The following is a 15,301-nucleotide window of genomic DNA, read 5'->3' on the forward strand; positions in this document are numbered from 1 at the left end:
TTGCGATGAGGGAAAGCATGCAGGACATGAATATCGGGCTATGGGATTTCGCGCTGCGCCTTTACAAAGCCCCGGACGTCGCCGATGCATGCCTGGCATTGCAGGAACGCAATGGTGTCGATGTGCCGGTGCTGTTGTTCGCTGCCTGGCTCAAGCATGGTTCCATTGCGCTTTCTCCGGCCAAGACAGTGCAGATTATCGGGCTGGTCGACGAATGGCGCGATGACGTCGTTGCCCCGTTGCGCGCCATCCGCCAGCGGATGAAGACCGGACCAAAACCAGGACCTGACAAACACACCGAAACCCTGCGCGACGCCGTGAAAGCTGCCGAACTTTCCGCCGAACGGATCGAGCTTATGGAGCTCGAAACGGCGGGACTGGCACTCGCGACGATTTCAGACGATAGCAACCGTTCGACCGATGAGAACCTGCCGCTTATCGTGCGTTATTATCATGGCTCGACTCTGGATTCCCAAGCGCGCAAGTCCATCGCAATAGTGGAACGGGCAATAGCATCTTTATGATTGTTGCTGGCCGGTTTCGTCTTCTTTCCAGCGCTTGACCAGTGGCAGGTTGATATCGAACAAGTCCAAGGCGCGTCCGACTGTCTGGTTCACCATGTCGTCGATGGTCTTTGGCTTGCTGTAAAAGGCCGGAATAGGCGGCATGATGATAGCGCCATTGCGCGTGGCCTGATCCATCAGCGCGATGTGCCCGGCATGCAGCGGCGTTTCTCGAACCAGAAGAACGACGCGGCGGCGCTCCTTGAGGCAGACATCGGCGGCGCGCACGATCAATTCGTCATTGTAGCAATTGGCGATACCGCTCAGGGTTTTCACAGAGCAGGGTGCAACCAGCATGCCGGCGGTGCGGAAAGATCCGGACGAGATGGCGGCGCCAATATCGCGATAGTTGTAGAGCTTGTCGCCGAGGCTGCGGATTTCTTCGGCACTCATATCGAGTTCGTCGGCGGCGGTGCGCAGTGCCGATGGCGAGACGATCGCATGCGTCTCGATGTCTTCGACATCGCGCAGGAGCTGCAAGGCACGAACGCCATAAATGACCCCGGAGGCCCCGGTTATGGCGATAATCAGACGGCGCATGGCTAGTTCGCCGACTCTGAAGCATGAAGAGCCGAGCGAGCGGAGTGGGCCACGTGCTCCTCGGCGGCAGCTTTTGCAGCGGCCTTGTCGCGTTTGGCGATGGAGGTGACGATCTTCTCGATTTCGGCGATGCTCTGGATGCGCCGCTCAGGCCGCACGACGGAACGCCGGCGCAGCGGGGACGTGAGAACGGTCAACTTGCTCAAGACACCGAACGCAATCGGATTGCGTGCCCCCGTGCAGATGCGGTCGTAGAAATCGCGTTTGCTGGCGACGATCTCCTCGGCATTGCCATGCAAATAAGCTTCCTTCAGACGCAGGAAGTGGGCTTTCAAGGCCTCGACCTCCGCATCTGGCGCATTCTCGATGAACTGTTCGACAATCAAGGGTTCGAGCACGCCGCGGATGCGGTAGATATTCTCGGCGTCCTCCGATGTCACGGTGACCACGGCAAGACCGCGATTGTTGAGGTCGGTGAGAATGCCTTCGGATTGCAACTGGCGCAGCGCTTCACGCAGCGATGTGCGGCTGACATTGAGCTGCTGGCACAGGTCTTTCTCTACAAGACGCGTACCCGGCTCCAGCAATCCTGTCTCGATTGCGCGCCGCAGCGACTTCATGATCTTGTTTCTCAGCGGCGCAGACTCGTGTGTAAGCGGACCGAATGGTTCGATGACCGGATCGTTCATTTTATCCCTCGCAATGCTGCTGCCTGCGTTGTGTTGCTTGCCCTCAGCGCCGACCCCCGCCGGCGCTGAAACTATATCAGAATCGGGCGATAGTCGCCTGATTATGCTTTCTTTTCAATATTGCGTGCCGGTGTTTCCGGTTTCATACCACCTTTACGCCGGGAGAAAGTGTTTTCGCCATTGAAGCGCCAATCGCCGCTGACAGCCTTATCGGCAAAGTTGCTCCAGACATCGCTCCAGTCTCCAAGCGAATAACCGTGCCATGGCGGCTGCGGCGAGAGTGGCGGCAATTGCAGGTTTTCCCATATCTCGCGGGCCCGCACCATGTAGGGTTCCGCGGGCAGGGCGAGCGGCGGCATGGGTGCTTTCAACGTGGCGTCGATGAGAAGGGTGCCTTCGGCATTCTTGTTTGCGGATTTCGGCCCATGCCCGCCCGAGCGGTAGGGCGTCACATGCACGTCATCGATCATATTGGCACGGTAGGCGAGCGACCAGAACACGGCATCGGCATTGCGGGCGTCGATATCGTCAGAGACGGCGATGACGATCTTGCCGCACTGCGCCTGAAGCATCGCGGCACCCTGCAGGCCGCGCCAGATCTCGGACTGCGGTGCGCTGCGGTCGAATTCCAGGAAGATCACCTTGCGGATGTTGGTCAAAGGCTCATGCATCACGACGCGCTTGATGCCCTTGATGTTGAGCACTTTCTTCAGGTGGTTGAAGAACAGCGGCTCATAGGCAACACGCTTGAGAACGCTCGATTCGCTGGGCGTGACCTGGCTGACGATCGAGACCAACACGGGCTTGCGCTTGCGGGTGATCGCCGTCACGCGCATCGACATGTTGAAATCCTCGAGCGCAACGTGGCCATGGCTTTCGCCAAAGGGCCCTTCCGGCTCAAGGAGTTCCGTGTCGATCAGGCCTTCAATGACGATTTCAGCGTCGGCCGGCACTTCGAGATCGATTGTCTTGCACTTGACGATGCGAACGGCCTCGCCGATGAGACCGCCGGCAACGCCGAGTTCGTCCTGATCGATCGGCAGCTTCTGCGGCCCGGTGAAAAGCACCGCCGGGGCACAGCCGATAACGATGGCGCAGGGCATGGGTTCGCCGCGCTTCTGGTACTTCAGCCAATGCTGATACCCGCCGGCACCGGACAGGCGGCTCGCCATGCGCACGCCGAGCCGGTCTTCGGCCTTCAGCGCCGCGCGATAGGTGCCCATGTTGCGGATGCCATTTTCCGGATCCCGCGTGACGCAAAGAGTGGCGGTGAAATAGGGAGCACTGTCGAAACCCGGTGTCGAAACCGGAACCGGCAAGCTGCCGAGGCCACGGCCTTCGAGCTTGAGATCATCGCCGGTGATGACGACTTCCTGGCATGGTGCGTCCTCGACCATGACAGGGTCGATGGGGTTTTCCATGGCGTTGACCCAGACGTCGCCGATCTCGCTCTCGGGAACGCCTAGCCCGATAGCGTAGATTTCCGGCGAAGCGGCGAGGACGCCGACTGCAACCGGAATATCGTATTTCTCGCCCTTTGCACCTTTTACATCGGTGAAAAGAAAGCCACGCCGCTGCGATTCGGGCAGACCGCCCTGGAACTGCCAGCGCGCCAGCGGATGCAGTTCGCTGTCCTTGTCGATCGGCACCTGAATTCGCGTCAGCAGGCCGCGTTCTTCCAGCCGTCCCAGATGTTCTTGCAGGTCCAGTGGAGCCTTGCGCTTGTGCGTCGTCATGTAAGTCCCGTTCTCCCGAAGATGCGCTCCTCCAATGCCATGCATGCGAGGTGAAAAACGCAAAACCCACTCATAATCATAAAAGCGATCCGCCCAATCAGAAAGATATTGCGTGCGACGCTGCATCTTTTCGATTGCATTGCTCCGACATACTGTCATACATTAATACGAAGAGCAACAGAATGTCGTCGGCGTAATTTCAGCCGGTAAGGGTAGAGGATTTATGGGAAGCCCACTTCATAAAAGCACGAGCGGACATGGGGCAGCGGTACTGGAAAAGCCCGAGGCGGCTGATCTGTCGCCGGAAATGAAGCTTGTACGCGATGCGTTGTTCCGCCATGTCGGAAAGCCGCTTCCGCGCAAGGAAGACGGACGGCTCATTACCGGCAAGGGCCGGTTTTCCGACGATTTCAGCCTGCCCGGGCAGACGTTCGCTGCGATGGTTCGCTCGCCATACCCGCATGCGCGGATCCTCGGCATCGACACGTCGGAAGCGCTGGCCAGCCCCGGCGTCCTGGCAGTCATGACGGGCGCCGACCTTTTGGCCGACGGGCTTGAGCCCATCCCGCACAACCCGGTTCCCTCAACGAAATTCGACGTGAAGCTGACCGCTGCCGGCGGCGGTACACCCTTCACAGGGCCGCATTATCTGCTCCCGGCCGACAGGGCCCGTCATGTGGGCGAAGCTGTGGCGGTGGTGGTCGCCGAGACGGCGGCCCAGGCGGCGGACGCCGCTGAAAAGGTGTTTGTCGATTACGAGGAATTGCCGCACGTCACCGAAACCGCAAAGGCCGCGCTGCCCGGTGCACCCGCTGTGTGGGACAAAGTTCCGGACAACGTCTTCATCGACTCGAGCTTTGGCGACGAAGCGGGGACAGCAGCAGCCTTCGCGGCGGCTGATCACGTGGTCACGGCCGAATTCCATATCGGCCGCGTGACCGCCGTACCGATCGAGCCGCGCTCGTCGCTCGGTCATTTCGACGAGGAGACCGGGCGCTATACACTTTATGCCGGCAGCGGCGGCGCCGTGCGCCAGAAGGGTGAGCTTGCCAAGGTTCTCGGTATCGAGCCGAAAAACCTGCGCGTGCTTTCATACGATGTCGGCGGAAACTTCGGCGCGCGCAATCGCGTTTATGTGGAGTTCGGTCTGGTGCTGTGGGCATCGAAGAAGATCGGGCGGCCGGTCAAGTACACGGCAACACGTTCCGAGGCGTTTCTGACGGATTATCAAGGCCGGGACCTCATCACCAAGGTAGAGCTTGCGCTTGATCGCGAAGGCAAGTTCCTGGCGATGCGGGCAGACAATCTCAGCAATGTCGGCAGCCGGTGCGTCTCGCTGTCGCCGCTCAGCAAGGGATCCGGTCTTATCACCGGCTCCTATCATATTCCGGTGGCAACGCTGCGTGCCCGCGCCGTCTTTACCAATACGATGTGCACGCAGGCCTACCGCAGTTCCGGCCGGCCGGAAGTAACCTACGCGATCGAGCGTCTCGTCGAGAAGGCCGCGCGCGAACTCGGCTTCGACAAGCTCGAATTGCGCCGCAAGAACCTCGTTTCACCGGACATGATGCCTTACACCAACGCTGTCGGCTCGATCTATGACAGCGGCGAATACGAAAAGAACATGGACCGCGCGCTCGAACTCGCCGACTGGGATGGCTTCGAGGTGCGGCGCGAGGGAGCGGCCAGCCGCGGCAAATTGCTGGGCCGGGGCTTTGCCAACTACGTCGAGTCCTCCATCGGTTCACCGAAGGAACGCGCCGAGATCGAAATCAAACAGGATGGCACGGTCGAGGTCGTCATTGGCACCCAGCCGAGCGGCCAGGGTCATGAGACGAGTTTCGCGCAAGTGGTCGCCGACATGATCCAGGTGCCTGTCGAAAAGGTATGGATTATCCTTGGCGATACCGACATCGTCAGCGTTGGCGGTGGTTCGCATTCGGGCCGTTCGATGCGCCATGCGGGAACCGTCATGGCCATGGCGTCTGCAGATCTCCTGAAGGAAGGTCGCCGGCGGGCGGCGGAACATTTCGGCGCAGATTTCGACGCTATCGATTTCGAGAGCGGTCATTTCAAACTGCGCGGTACCAACCAGACGATCGATATCTTCACACTTGGTGATCTGACGCGTGAGAAGGATGGGCCGTTGCGGGTGGCACGTGACAATGAGATGCACACGCCGGTGTTTCCGAATGGCGCAGCGATCTGCGAAGTCGAAGTCGATCCCGAAACCGGACACGTGCTCATCACCAGCTACGCGACAGTGGACGATGTGGGCCGCTGCATCAATCCGCTGATCGTCCATGGCCAGACCCATGGCGGCATTGCGCAGGGCGTAGGGCAGGCGATGTGGGAGCTTTGCGCCGTCGATCCCTCGTCAGGCCAGCCGCTCGCCGGATCATTCATGGATTACGGCATGCCGCGTTCCGACAACATGCCCTCGTTCAAGTGCGAGATTGCCGAGGTGATCTCCCCGACCAATCCGCTTGGCATCAAGGCCGGCGGCGAAGGCGGAACAACGCCAGCGCTTGCGACGGTCGTCAACGCCGTGCTCGACGCGCTCAAGGACTACGGCGTCACCGATATCGATATGCCGGTCACCCCGCATGCGGTGTGGCGGGCCATTCATCAATCTAAAGGCGAGCGCGATGCTCGTGCGTCCTAGAAGGATTTCTCGCAAATGATTGCCGAAACCAAGACCAATATCCGCATCATCGCCTTTCCGGGCGCTCCCAACCTGCCGACATTCGCGGCGGTGGAACAGGGGTTCTTCGCCGAGGAAAACCTGTCGGTCGACCTGACGTTGACGGGGAGCTCGGTCGAGCAGGCACAGCGGACTGCCGCCGGTGAATTCGACATCGTCTTTACCGCATTCGACAATGTCGTGGCTTATGGCGAGGGGCAGGGGGCTGCTGGCGCCGGGGTCGATCCGGGCTATGTCGTCCTCATGGGCGGGACGCAGCTCGAACTCGCGATCGTCACGTCCCCCGAGATCAAGCAGTATTCAGACCTCAAAGGCAAATCCGTCGCGCTCGATGCACTCTCAACCGGGTTTGCGTTTGTGCTGTTCGATATGTTCGAAGATGGCGGATTGAAACGGGACGACGCATCTTACGCGCCCGTTGGAGCGACGCCGCAGCGCTGGCAATCGGTGAAGGGCGGAGAGCACGCTGCGACATTGACCATCGAGCCATTCACCAGCATTGCCCGTCGTTCGGGCTTCAACGTGCTCGACGTGTCGACCCGGATCTACGACAGCTATCAGGGCGGCGTGGTTACGGCGAGGCGCGCCTGGGCAGCGGAGAATCCCGACGCTGTCCGCGCGTTCATCCGCGGTTACCTGAAGGGCCTTGCCTGGACGCTTGATCCGGCAAATCGCGAGGCGGCTGAACAGCTTTTGCAGGCGAAGATGCCTGAGATCCAGCCCGCTGCGTTGCAGTCGGTGATGAATAGTTTGCTGTCGTCGAAATCGGGCCTGACACCAGATGCGAAAATCATTCCGGAAGGCATGAAGCGCGTGCTCGAATTGCGCTCGCGCTACGGCTTAACCGGGGCACCACTGACCGATCCGGCGAAATATCTGGACCTGTCGCACTACGAGGCCGTGACCGGCGCAAACTGAGAGGAGAAGTTTGATGGATCTCAAGGGCGAATACCGCATCGCTGCGCCGCGTGAAGATGTCTGGGCGCTGATCAATGACCCGCAGGCGCTGCGTGAATGCATCCCCGGGTGCAACAGCCTGGAAGGCTCGCTGGAGGATGGGTTTACCGCCCGCGTGACCACCAAGATCGGTCCGGTCAAAGCGATTTTCGAAGGTGAAGTCACCCTGAGCAACGTGGTCGCGCCCGAGAGCTATACGATCTCCGGAGCAGGCAAGGGCGCTATCGCCGGTTTCGCCAAGGGCGGCGCCGACGTCAACCTTGCCGATGTCGATGGCGAAACCGTCCTGACCTACGTCGCCAAGGCGCAGGTTGGCGGCAAGCTGGCACAGCTCGGTTCCCGGCTCATCGATTCAACGGCCAAGAAGCTTGCAGACGAGTTCTTCGCCAGCCTCGCTGCCCGCGCCGCACCTGCTGACGCTGTGGCGGCAGCGATTGAAACACCAGCGGAACGCCCCAAGGCCCGCTGGTTCTCCAGATAAAAGGGAAGGCACCCATGTCCAAAGTCGCCATCACCGTCAACGGCACGCTCCACACGAAGGAGGTCGAAGACCGTACGTTGCTCGTCCAGTTCCTGCGTGATCATCTTGGCCTGACCGGAACACATGTCGGCTGCGACACGACGCAGTGCGGCGCCTGCACGGTCATTGTCGACGGCAAGGCGGTCAAATCCTGCACGATACTCGCGGCCTCGATCGAAGGAGCATCGGTTTCCACGGTCGAAGGTCTGGCTGATGGCGAAAAGCTGCATGATGTGCAGGCTGCCTTTCATGAGCATCACGGATTGCAGTGCGGCTTTTGCACGCCCGGCATGATCATGGCATCGGTCAACATGATCGAGCGTCATGACGGCGTCCTCGACGAAACAACCGTTCGCCACGAGCTCGAGGGCAATCTTTGCCGTTGCACGGGATATCACAACATCATCAAGGCGGTGCTCTCCGCCGCTGAAAAGCACCGCACGGCGCACGCCGTCGCGGCGGAATGAAGAAGGCAAGCGCCTATGTATGAAACAACCTATCATAAGCCAGGAACGCTGCAGGAAGCAGTCAGTCTCTTCTCCGAAGTCGAGGAAGCCGCTTACCTCTCGGGCGGGCATACGTTGATCCCCACGATGAAGGGAAGGCTGGCGGCTCCTGCCCATCTGATCGATGTCCGCCGCATTCCCGAACTTTCGGGGTTTACCGTTGGTCCCGATCGCATCATCATCGGTGCCGCAACCACGCATGCGACGGTCGCTGCATCGGAAAAGATCAGGGCGCTCATCCCATCGCTCTGCGGTCTCGCGGGTTCGATCGGTGACGTTCAGGTCAGGCACGTCGGCACGATCGGCGGCTCGATTGCCAATAATGACCCGGCAGCGGACTACCCGTCGGCCGTGCTGGCACTCGATGCGACGTTGCATACGGACCGGCGCAGCATCCCGGCTTCCGAATATTTCGCCGGGCTGTACACGACGGTGCTGGAGCCAGGTGAAATCCTCGTCCGTATCGAGTTCAGGGTGCCGGAGATTGCCGGGTACGCCAAGTTTCGCAATCCGGCGTCACGGTATGCCCTGGCGGCTGCGTTCGTTGCACGTCATCGCGACGGCAATATCCATGTGGCGATCACGGGGGCCGGAAATGCCGGCGTCTTTCGCTGGACGGAGGCCGAGGAAGCGCTGCAGGCGCGGTTCGAGCCGGATTCAGTAAAGGGCTTGCTGCCGGATCCGAACGACCTGATGGGCGACATGCACGCTCCGGCCGACTACCGCGCGCATCTTGTCGGGGTTGTCACCCGCCGTGCCGTGGAAAATCTCGGCGGCACCTTGATCGAGTAAACGAAATACGACGCTCCCAAGCGGCCGGGCCGACGGCATGTCATGTGCCATCGGTTTTCTTTGTTCAACGTGCTGCGAGGCGCGTTGGGATAAGGGCAAACAAATACCGCCGCGGTTACCCGTGGCGGCATTTCGCATCTCGGCTGCTATATTTTAGACGCTGTCGTGGCCGGTGATTTCGCTCTGCCATGGGGCAACGTACTTTTCCAGCCATCCAACCAGTGCGGTCAGAGCCACGGCAAGCACCATGATCAGAATGACGGGCACGAACATCTCTGCAGTGCGGAAGCTATTGGCCGAAGTGATGATGATACCGCCGAGACCGGAGATCGCGGTCAGGAACTCGGCGATGACGATGCCGATAACCGCCTTGCCGATGCCAAGACGCAGACCGGCCATGATGTAGGGGATCGTTGCGGGCAGAATGATGCCGCGCATGATGGCCGTCTGCGAGGCGCAGAAGGCGGTACCGACCTCGATCATGGTTTTCGGCACGGCCTTCACACCGAACCACGTGTTGATGCAGATCGGGAAGAAGGATAGGAGGAAAACCACAACGGCCTTGACCATGAAGCCAAGACCGAACCACAGGATCAGCAAGGGAACGAGGGCAATCAGCGGGGTGGCATAGCCAGCGGTGACATAGATGCCCAGGGCGGATTCGAGAATGCGGTATCGGCCGAGCAACAGCCCGACCGGGATACCGACTATTGCGGCGACGATATAACCGACGATGAATGGCTGGCTGCTCTGAATGAGCGCGTCCTGCAGGCGGCCGGTCTGCAGCATCGAGAAGAATGCCTTGATGATGGCGCTCGGGTAGGTGCCAAGCAACGGATTGACGTCGCGGCCGAAGAACTCCCAGAGACCAGTCGCCACGGCGACCGATAGGGTGGTGATCACCCATGCCGGTACGGTGGTTGTCCAGCTTGCCTGACCTGTACGGCGCTCCACGCGGGCCGGCGCCTGTATTTCTGTGTCTGTCGTCATAGTCTTTCCTTAAGCTGCAGCCGAAACGCCCGCATCGTGCAGGGCTTCCCAGATCAGCGTGCGTTTCCTGGAATATTCCGCCGAAGTGCGGATGGCGCGCATATCGAGGCGCGGACGCTCCAGTTCGATCGGAATGATCTGGCTTATCTTGCCGGCATGCATGACCGCAACGCGGTCTGCCAGCATCACCGCTTCGTCAAGATCATGGGTCACGAAAATAATGGTCTTCTGTGTCTTGGCATGGATGGAAAGCAATTCGCCGTGCAACCCCTCACGCGTCTGCGAATCCAGCGCGCCGAAGGGCTCGTCCATCAGCAGCACTTCCGGATCGATCGCCAGCGCGCGGGCAATACCCACGCGCTGTTTCATACCGCCGGAAAGCTGGTGCGGGCGTCTGTCCTTTGCCGGGGTCAGACCCACCAGTTCCAGATAGTGCATGGCTGTCCGGGAAAGTTCAGGCTCCTTCATGCCCTTCATCTCCAGCCCATAGCCGATATTGCTGAGCGTATTGCGCCAAGGCAGCAATTCGGCATGCTGGAACACCATGCCGCGGTCGTGACCACAGCCGGAGACAGGACGCCCGGCGACCTTGACCTGACCGGAGGTGGCTGTCTCGAGGCCCATGATGATACGCAAGGCGGTCGTCTTGCCGCATCCGCTTGGGCCAATCAGGGCAACGACGTCACCCTTTTCGACATTGAAGGAGACACCGTCCAGGGCATTATGCGTGCCAAAGGACTTGGTGATATTCTGTACTTCCAGATGGGCCATGTCACTTTCCAATATTACTTCTTGACGCGTGCGAGAGCCTCGGTGCGAACGCTGTCATCGACGAACTTCTTGGTATCGGCGTTGCCGTCGAGAAACTTGAGCTTGACCATCTCATCGTCAACCCACTGCAGCTTTTCCAACGGGATGGCCAGATCCGCATTGATCGCCTTGTACTCGAGAGCTTCATTGTAAATGAACTCGGCGGTCTTGTCGTCTTCGGGCAAGTGACCGACCTTGCGGGCCACCTCGAGCATCGCGTCCTTGTTGGCGATCGCATGAGCGAGGCCTTCCATCTCGGCGGCGAGGAAATTGGTCATCGCTTCGCGGCGCTCGGCGATCTTCTTGCCCGTGGTCATGATACAGACCTTGAGGAACTGCGGTGTAACCTCGACACCCTTCAAAAGCGGCTTGACGTTCAAGGCGTCTGCATCAATGGCGAATTCGCTTGAGCTGGCAGCAGCGGCGACCACCCCGCCGCCGACGGCCTTGACGCGATCGGCACTGCCGCCGGCATTGGCGAACGTTACGTCCGTATTGGCAAGGCCGGATGCTTCAAGCGCGAGGCGGGTGAAAATATCGGGAAGCGAGCCGGGCGCAGAAACGCCGACCGTCTTGCCTTTGAGATCAGCCGCGCTCGCGATGTCCTTGCCGGAAAAGACCGTATAGGTCATGCCGGGCCAGTCGCAGCCGATGATCTTGACGTCGGCGCCCTGATGCAATGCGGAGAGAGCGATGACGGGGCTCGCCTCGAAACTATCGAGATCGCCGGCGATGAGCGCCTTCAGCGCCGTTGGACCGCCGGTGAATTGCACCATGTCGATGTTAATGCCGTGCTTGTCATCGAAGCCGCCTTCCGCAGCTTGAAACAGGAAACCGGAATCGCCCTTGGCTTCAACAATGCCGTGGCGCCACGCTTCTTGAGCGCTGGCTATCGACGTCATTGCGGTGGATGCAAGGATCACGCCGGCGAAAGCACTGGCAAAGCGGGTTTTGATAGATTGGTAAATCATGAGTTCCTCCTCCAAGGCGCCCGTGCCGGGCATTCAGGCAAATGCAGTCAGCTTAATTTCTCTTGTCATTCTGTTATAATGTATGTTTGCCATACAAACAAATTTGTGGGAGAAGTCAAGTCGCCAAGGCATCTTTTTGTCGGAAGGAGGGTACGCGGAAGCATCCGATCGGCGACGCCATGGCATGGTTCCGGTGATTTTCAGAGGATGGAGGATAGATTCAATGGCAGAACGGATTTGGGACAAATTCCTGACAGAGCGCGACAAGGAAGTGTTCAAGCTGGCGGGATATGGCGCGCGCGCAGGGTTTGGCAAGCGACCGGCGCTGCTGATCGTCGATGTCAACTATGCGTTTTGCGGCGACAAGCGCGAACCACTGCTTGAATCGGTCAAGCGCTGGCGCCAGTCGGGCGGCGAAGCCGCCTGGGATGCCCTGCCGGTATTGCAGAACCTGATTGGAACAGCTCGCGACCGCGAGGTGCCGGTGATCTACACGACCGGAGTGCGGCGCTCCGACAATTGGGACGCGGGCAGCTGGGCGTGGAAGAACGAACGTAGCGGTGAAAAACCTGGCGGCAGCAATCGCGACGGCAACGAGATCATGCCGCAGATCGCCCCCGAACCGAGCGACATCGTTATCTACAAACAGAAGCCCAGCGCTTTCCATGGGACCAACCTCATCAGCTATTTGACGCTGCTCGGGTGTGACAGCGTCATCGTTGCTGGAACCGCAACCAGCGGCTGCGTACGGGCGACCGTGGTCGATGCTTTCAGCTACAATCTGCGGGTGACGATGGTCGAAGACGGCTGCTTTGAGCGTTCCGAGGCGAGCCATGCCATGACGCTGTGTGACATGAACGCCAAGTATGCCGACGTGATCGACAGCAGCGAAGTCGTCGAGTTTCTGTCGGGACTTCCGCGCGGCATGTACAATCTGCCGCGTGGTGCCAGCCAAAAGGCGGCGGAATAAGACAGACGGCGCGAGTGATCGCGCCGTCCCTTTATGCCTCAGGCCCTGGCGGCCTCGATCAGCAGCTGCAGATTGCCGGCGATGATAGCCGGTACTTCCAGCGGGGTGAAATGGCGAACGCCCTCGAGGATCGTCAGCGTGGCGCCGGGAATGTTGTCGGCAAGCACACGTGCCATTTCCGGCGGTGTCGCATAATCCTCGGTTCCGACAAGCACGCGGCACGGGAAGTCAAACTTCGGCAATGCTTCGCGCAGATCGGCTGCACCCAGCATGTTGCACGTCGCGACATAGGCGTCGATTTCATTGGCGAGGAAGGTCGAGACAGCGGCTTCTACCACGTCCGGATTTGCCTCGCGAAAGCCATCGCTGAACCAGCGGGTTTTCTGGAAGCCGACAAGCGCCTTCAGGCCTTCGTTTCGCGCCTTTTCCGCGCGTTCAGCCCAGGCTGCGGGAGCGTTTTCCCCGTACCAGGCGGTGGTGTCGAAGAGGCCGAGAGCGTCGACACGCTCAGGATAGGCTGCGGCAAAGGCAAGAGCGATGCAGCCACCCATCGACGCACCGGCAACAACGGCCGACGTCCAACCGACATGGTTCATGAGATCGGCGAGATCATCGGCAAATTGCGCAGTGCTGTAGGGACCTGCGGGCTTGCCGGAAACGCCGTGGCCGCGGCAGTCGTAAATGAGAACCTCGGATGCGCCGGCAAGTGCCTTGGCGGTTGGCTCCCAGAAGAACTTGTCCATCGCCAGCGAATGAATGAGAACGCAGCGGCCTTCGCCGCTCCCGGGGACGATGCGATAGGAGAGCCTTATTCCGTCGCGGGTTTCCGCAAAGCCTATCGTTTGAGTGGGCATCAAATCGCTCATGGTATTGGTTCCGCTTCAGCATGGGTGTAGATCGCCAGCGATGTTTGTCGCGCGTCGTATTATTGTATGACGGTATTAATTGACGGGTCAAGAGGCGAGAGACACGCAGTGCCAAGTCGATTTTAATCAAGTTTTAAGGAGGAGATTGCGAGATCGATTAACCGGTAACCAGTCGTTAGGAATTCCGGAATACGTGGGTAAGCAAGACAAGGACTTGCCCATGCGCCGCATCATGTTCATTGCGTTGTTGTTGCTCACAGGCTGCGCCACAGCGCCAACCCAGACCAACAATGTCTGTGCCGTATTCGATCAGAGAGACGGCTTCTTCAACAATTGGTACAAGCAGGCCAAGAGTGTCGAGACGGAATATGGCGTGCCGGTTCCCATTCTTATGGCGACGATCTATACGGAATCCGGCTATCGGGCCCGGGTCAAGCCGCCGCGTACAAAATTGTTCGGCTTTATTCCCTGGTCACGGCCATCCACCGCGTATGGGTATTCGCAGGCCCTGGACGGGACTTGGGCGGACTATCAACGCGAAACCGGACGCTGGACCGCCCGGCGAACGGATTTCAGCGATGCCGTTCGCTTCGTTGGCTGGTACCATGCAAGGAGCCATCAGATGAACGGCATTCCGCTTAACGACGCCTACAATCTCTACGCTGCTTACTATGCCGGGCCGAATGACTTTGCGCGTGGCACGTGGCGGAGCAAGCCCGGTATCGACCGAAGTGCACGGCGGACAGCCGCGATAGCAGGTACCTACGCTGCTCAATTGAACAACTGCGGCCTATGAGACTTTCTGAGAATTCACCCTGATGGCCATCTGATGCAGTTTTCTGCGCTTCCGGTGCTCATGGACGAAAATGTCCACTGCGCTCCGGTTCTCGAAAACCACACCAGCTGACTCATCAAACCGAATTCTTAAAAAGTCTCTCAGCGCACGACTTAAAAGGGAAAAATGAACCCGCCGGTTAGAGCGGGTTTCATGTTGTATCGTTCAGGCGCCTGGCTGCTTTGTCTTGCGTAGATAGGGCAACACGCGCTCGAAGCCGCCGAAACGCTGGTTGGCGTCCTCATCCGAAACCGCTGCGGTGATGATGACATCCTCGCCCTGCTTCCACTGGGCCGGCGTTGCAACCTGGTGTTTCGCGGTGAGCTGGATGCTGTCGATGGCGCGCAGGATCTCGTCGAAGTTGCGGCCCGTGGTCATCGGATAGGTAAGGGTCATCTTCACCTTCTTGTCCGGACCGATGACGAAGACGGAGCGTACGGTGGCATTGTCGGCGGGTGTGCGGCCCTCGGACGTATCGCCTGCTTCCGCGGGCAGCATGTCATACAGTTTCGCGACCTTCAGATCCCTGTCGCCGATAAGGGGATAGTCGACCTCATGGCCGGTTGCAGTCTTGATATCCGCCTTCCACTTGTCGTGGTTTTCGACAGGATCGACCGAAATGCCGATGATCTTGGCATTGCGTTTGGCGAATTCCGGTGCAAGTCCGGCCATGTAACCAAGCTCAGTCGTGCAGACCGGGGTAAAATTCTTCGGATGACTGAACAGCACGGCATAGCTGCCGCCGATCCAGTCGTGGAAATGGATTTCGCCCTGCGTGGTTTCAGCAGTGAAATCCGGTGCAGTGTCATTGATGCGAAGGCCCATCGCGTTTCTCCCGTGGTCGTGATTTGA

General features: G+C 59.5%; 16 protein-coding genes. 8 read left to right on the forward strand and 8 right to left on the reverse strand.

The genetic code is table 11. The features are described from left to right. Positions 1-17: 17 nt before the first annotated feature. Entirely contained in the window at positions 18-524 is a 507-nt protein-coding gene (locus N8E88_RS22580; RefSeq protein ID WP_262292548.1) for a TIGR02444 family protein, read from the forward strand. Here N8E88_RS22580 and N8E88_RS22585 read toward each other — a convergent pair. The 3 genes from N8E88_RS22585 to N8E88_RS22595 form a co-directional block, all read right to left on the reverse strand. Then, positions 519-1,103: a UbiX family flavin prenyltransferase gene (locus tag N8E88_RS22585; protein WP_262292549.1), complete on the reverse strand. Its 585-nt coding sequence runs from the start codon at positions 1,101-1,103 to the stop codon at positions 519-521. The two genes, N8E88_RS22580 and N8E88_RS22585, sit on opposite strands and share 6 nt — an antisense overlap. A 2-nt stretch (positions 1,104-1,105) precedes the next feature. Beyond that, positions 1,106-1,792 (reverse strand): GntR family transcriptional regulator, encoded by a 687-nt coding sequence (locus tag N8E88_RS22590; RefSeq protein ID WP_262292550.1) that lies wholly within the window; start codon positions 1,790-1,792, stop codon positions 1,106-1,108. 101 nt (positions 1,793-1,893) lie between these two features. Continuing rightward, positions 1,894-3,528, reverse strand: a complete 1,635-nt coding sequence (locus tag N8E88_RS22595; RefSeq protein WP_262292551.1) for a UbiD family decarboxylase — start codon at positions 3,526-3,528, stop codon at positions 1,894-1,896. A 223-nt stretch (positions 3,529-3,751) separates the two neighbouring features. On the opposite strand from N8E88_RS22595, the gene N8E88_RS22600 reads away from it, so the two are divergent. The 5 genes from N8E88_RS22600 to N8E88_RS22620 are packed head-to-tail and all read left to right on the forward strand — an operon-like array spanning position 3,752 to position 9,007. Further along, positions 3,752-6,193: a xanthine dehydrogenase family protein molybdopterin-binding subunit gene (locus tag N8E88_RS22600; RefSeq protein WP_262292552.1), complete on the forward strand. Its 2,442-nt coding sequence runs from the start codon at positions 3,752-3,754 to the stop codon at positions 6,191-6,193. Positions 6,194-6,208: 15 nt separating this feature from the next. Continuing rightward, positions 6,209-7,150, forward strand: a complete 942-nt coding sequence (locus tag N8E88_RS22605; RefSeq protein WP_262292553.1) for an ABC transporter substrate-binding protein — start codon at positions 6,209-6,211, stop codon at positions 7,148-7,150. Between the two features lie 13 nt (positions 7,151-7,163). After that, the gene (locus N8E88_RS22610; protein WP_262292554.1) at positions 7,164-7,670 is read left to right on the forward strand and encodes an SRPBCC family protein; all 507 of its coding nucleotides are present in this window, start codon (positions 7,164-7,166) and stop codon (positions 7,668-7,670) included. 14 nt (positions 7,671-7,684) lie between these two features. After that, positions 7,685-8,176, forward strand: a complete 492-nt coding sequence (locus N8E88_RS22615) for a (2Fe-2S)-binding protein (protein ID WP_262292555.1) — start codon at positions 7,685-7,687, stop codon at positions 8,174-8,176. Between the two features lie 15 nt (positions 8,177-8,191). Further along, positions 8,192-9,007, forward strand: coding sequence for an FAD binding domain-containing protein (locus tag N8E88_RS22620; RefSeq protein WP_262292556.1), 816 nt, complete (start codon positions 8,192-8,194; stop codon positions 9,005-9,007). 153 nt (positions 9,008-9,160) lie between these two features. Here the strand turns inward: N8E88_RS22620 and N8E88_RS22625 are convergent, their stop codons facing one another. The 3 genes from N8E88_RS22625 to N8E88_RS22635 are packed head-to-tail and all read right to left on the reverse strand — an operon-like array spanning position 9,161 to position 11,778. Continuing rightward, positions 9,161-9,997 (reverse strand): ABC transporter permease, encoded by an 837-nt coding sequence (locus tag N8E88_RS22625; protein WP_262292557.1) that lies wholly within the window; start codon positions 9,995-9,997, stop codon positions 9,161-9,163. 9 nt (positions 9,998-10,006) lie between these two features. Beyond that, on the reverse strand, positions 10,007-10,768 hold the full coding sequence (locus tag N8E88_RS22630; RefSeq protein WP_262292558.1) for an ABC transporter ATP-binding protein: 762 nt from the start codon (positions 10,766-10,768) through the stop codon (positions 10,007-10,009). Positions 10,769-10,782: 14 nt separating this feature from the next. Further along, entirely contained in the window at positions 10,783-11,778 is a 996-nt protein-coding gene (locus tag N8E88_RS22635; RefSeq protein WP_262292559.1) for an ABC transporter substrate-binding protein, read from the reverse strand. A gap of 223 nt (positions 11,779-12,001) precedes the next feature. Here N8E88_RS22635 and N8E88_RS22640 point away from each other — a divergent pair, with 223 nt between their 5' ends. Continuing rightward, the gene (locus N8E88_RS22640; protein ID WP_224514230.1) at positions 12,002-12,748 is read left to right on the forward strand and encodes an isochorismatase family protein; all 747 of its coding nucleotides are present in this window, start codon (positions 12,002-12,004) and stop codon (positions 12,746-12,748) included. 38 nt (positions 12,749-12,786) lie between these two features. On the opposite strand, the gene N8E88_RS22645 is transcribed toward N8E88_RS22640, so the two are convergent. Next, positions 12,787-13,614 (reverse strand): alpha/beta fold hydrolase, encoded by an 828-nt coding sequence (locus N8E88_RS22645; protein WP_262292560.1) that lies wholly within the window; start codon positions 13,612-13,614, stop codon positions 12,787-12,789. A 220-nt stretch (positions 13,615-13,834) separates the two neighbouring features. Here N8E88_RS22645 and N8E88_RS22650 point away from each other — a divergent pair, with 220 nt between their 5' ends. Continuing rightward, positions 13,835-14,410, forward strand: coding sequence for a transglycosylase SLT domain-containing protein (locus N8E88_RS22650; RefSeq protein WP_262292561.1), 576 nt, complete (start codon positions 13,835-13,837; stop codon positions 14,408-14,410). Positions 14,411-14,614: 204 nt separating this feature from the next. On the opposite strand, the gene N8E88_RS22655 is transcribed toward N8E88_RS22650, so the two are convergent. Beyond that, positions 14,615-15,274 (reverse strand): peroxiredoxin, encoded by a 660-nt coding sequence (locus N8E88_RS22655; RefSeq protein ID WP_262292562.1) that lies wholly within the window; start codon positions 15,272-15,274, stop codon positions 14,615-14,617. Positions 15,275-15,301: the final 27 nt, after the last annotated feature.

The sequence above is a fragment of the Phyllobacterium zundukense genome, from assembly GCF_025452195.1.
Taxonomy (GTDB): Bacteria; Pseudomonadota; Alphaproteobacteria; order Rhizobiales; family Rhizobiaceae; genus Phyllobacterium; species Phyllobacterium zundukense_A.

Coding starts and splice junctions, on each gene's coding strand:
- N8E88_RS22650 (WP_262292561.1), top strand. CDS start 13,835: ATGCGCCGCATCATGTTCATTGCGTTGTTGTTGCTCACAGGCTGCGCC.
- N8E88_RS22655 (WP_262292562.1), bottom strand. CDS start 15,274: ATGGGCCTTCGCATCAATGACACTGCACCGGATTTCACTGCTGAAACC.
- N8E88_RS22600 (WP_262292552.1), top strand. CDS start 3,752: ATGGGAAGCCCACTTCATAAAAGCACGAGCGGACATGGGGCAGCGGTA.
- N8E88_RS22620 (WP_262292556.1), top strand. CDS start 8,192: ATGTATGAAACAACCTATCATAAGCCAGGAACGCTGCAGGAAGCAGTC.
- N8E88_RS22590 (WP_262292550.1), bottom strand. CDS start 1,792: ATGAACGATCCGGTCATCGAACCATTCGGTCCGCTTACACACGAGTCT.
- N8E88_RS22645 (WP_262292560.1), bottom strand. CDS start 13,614: ATGAGCGATTTGATGCCCACTCAAACGATAGGCTTTGCGGAAACCCGC.
- N8E88_RS22640 (WP_224514230.1), top strand. CDS start 12,002: ATGGCAGAACGGATTTGGGACAAATTCCTGACAGAGCGCGACAAGGAA.
- N8E88_RS22635 (WP_262292559.1), bottom strand. CDS start 11,778: ATGATTTACCAATCTATCAAAACCCGCTTTGCCAGTGCTTTCGCCGGC.
- N8E88_RS22625 (WP_262292557.1), bottom strand. CDS start 9,997: ATGACGACAGACACAGAAATACAGGCGCCGGCCCGCGTGGAGCGCCGT.
- N8E88_RS22585 (WP_262292549.1), bottom strand. CDS start 1,103: ATGCGCCGTCTGATTATCGCCATAACCGGGGCCTCCGGGGTCATTTAT.
- N8E88_RS22615 (WP_262292555.1), top strand. CDS start 7,685: ATGTCCAAAGTCGCCATCACCGTCAACGGCACGCTCCACACGAAGGAG.
- N8E88_RS22580 (WP_262292548.1), top strand. CDS start 18: ATGCAGGACATGAATATCGGGCTATGGGATTTCGCGCTGCGCCTTTAC.
- N8E88_RS22605 (WP_262292553.1), top strand. CDS start 6,209: ATGATTGCCGAAACCAAGACCAATATCCGCATCATCGCCTTTCCGGGC.
- N8E88_RS22630 (WP_262292558.1), bottom strand. CDS start 10,768: ATGGCCCATCTGGAAGTACAGAATATCACCAAGTCCTTTGGCACGCAT.
- N8E88_RS22610 (WP_262292554.1), top strand. CDS start 7,164: ATGGATCTCAAGGGCGAATACCGCATCGCTGCGCCGCGTGAAGATGTC.
- N8E88_RS22595 (WP_262292551.1), bottom strand. CDS start 3,528: ATGACGACGCACAAGCGCAAGGCTCCACTGGACCTGCAAGAACATCTG.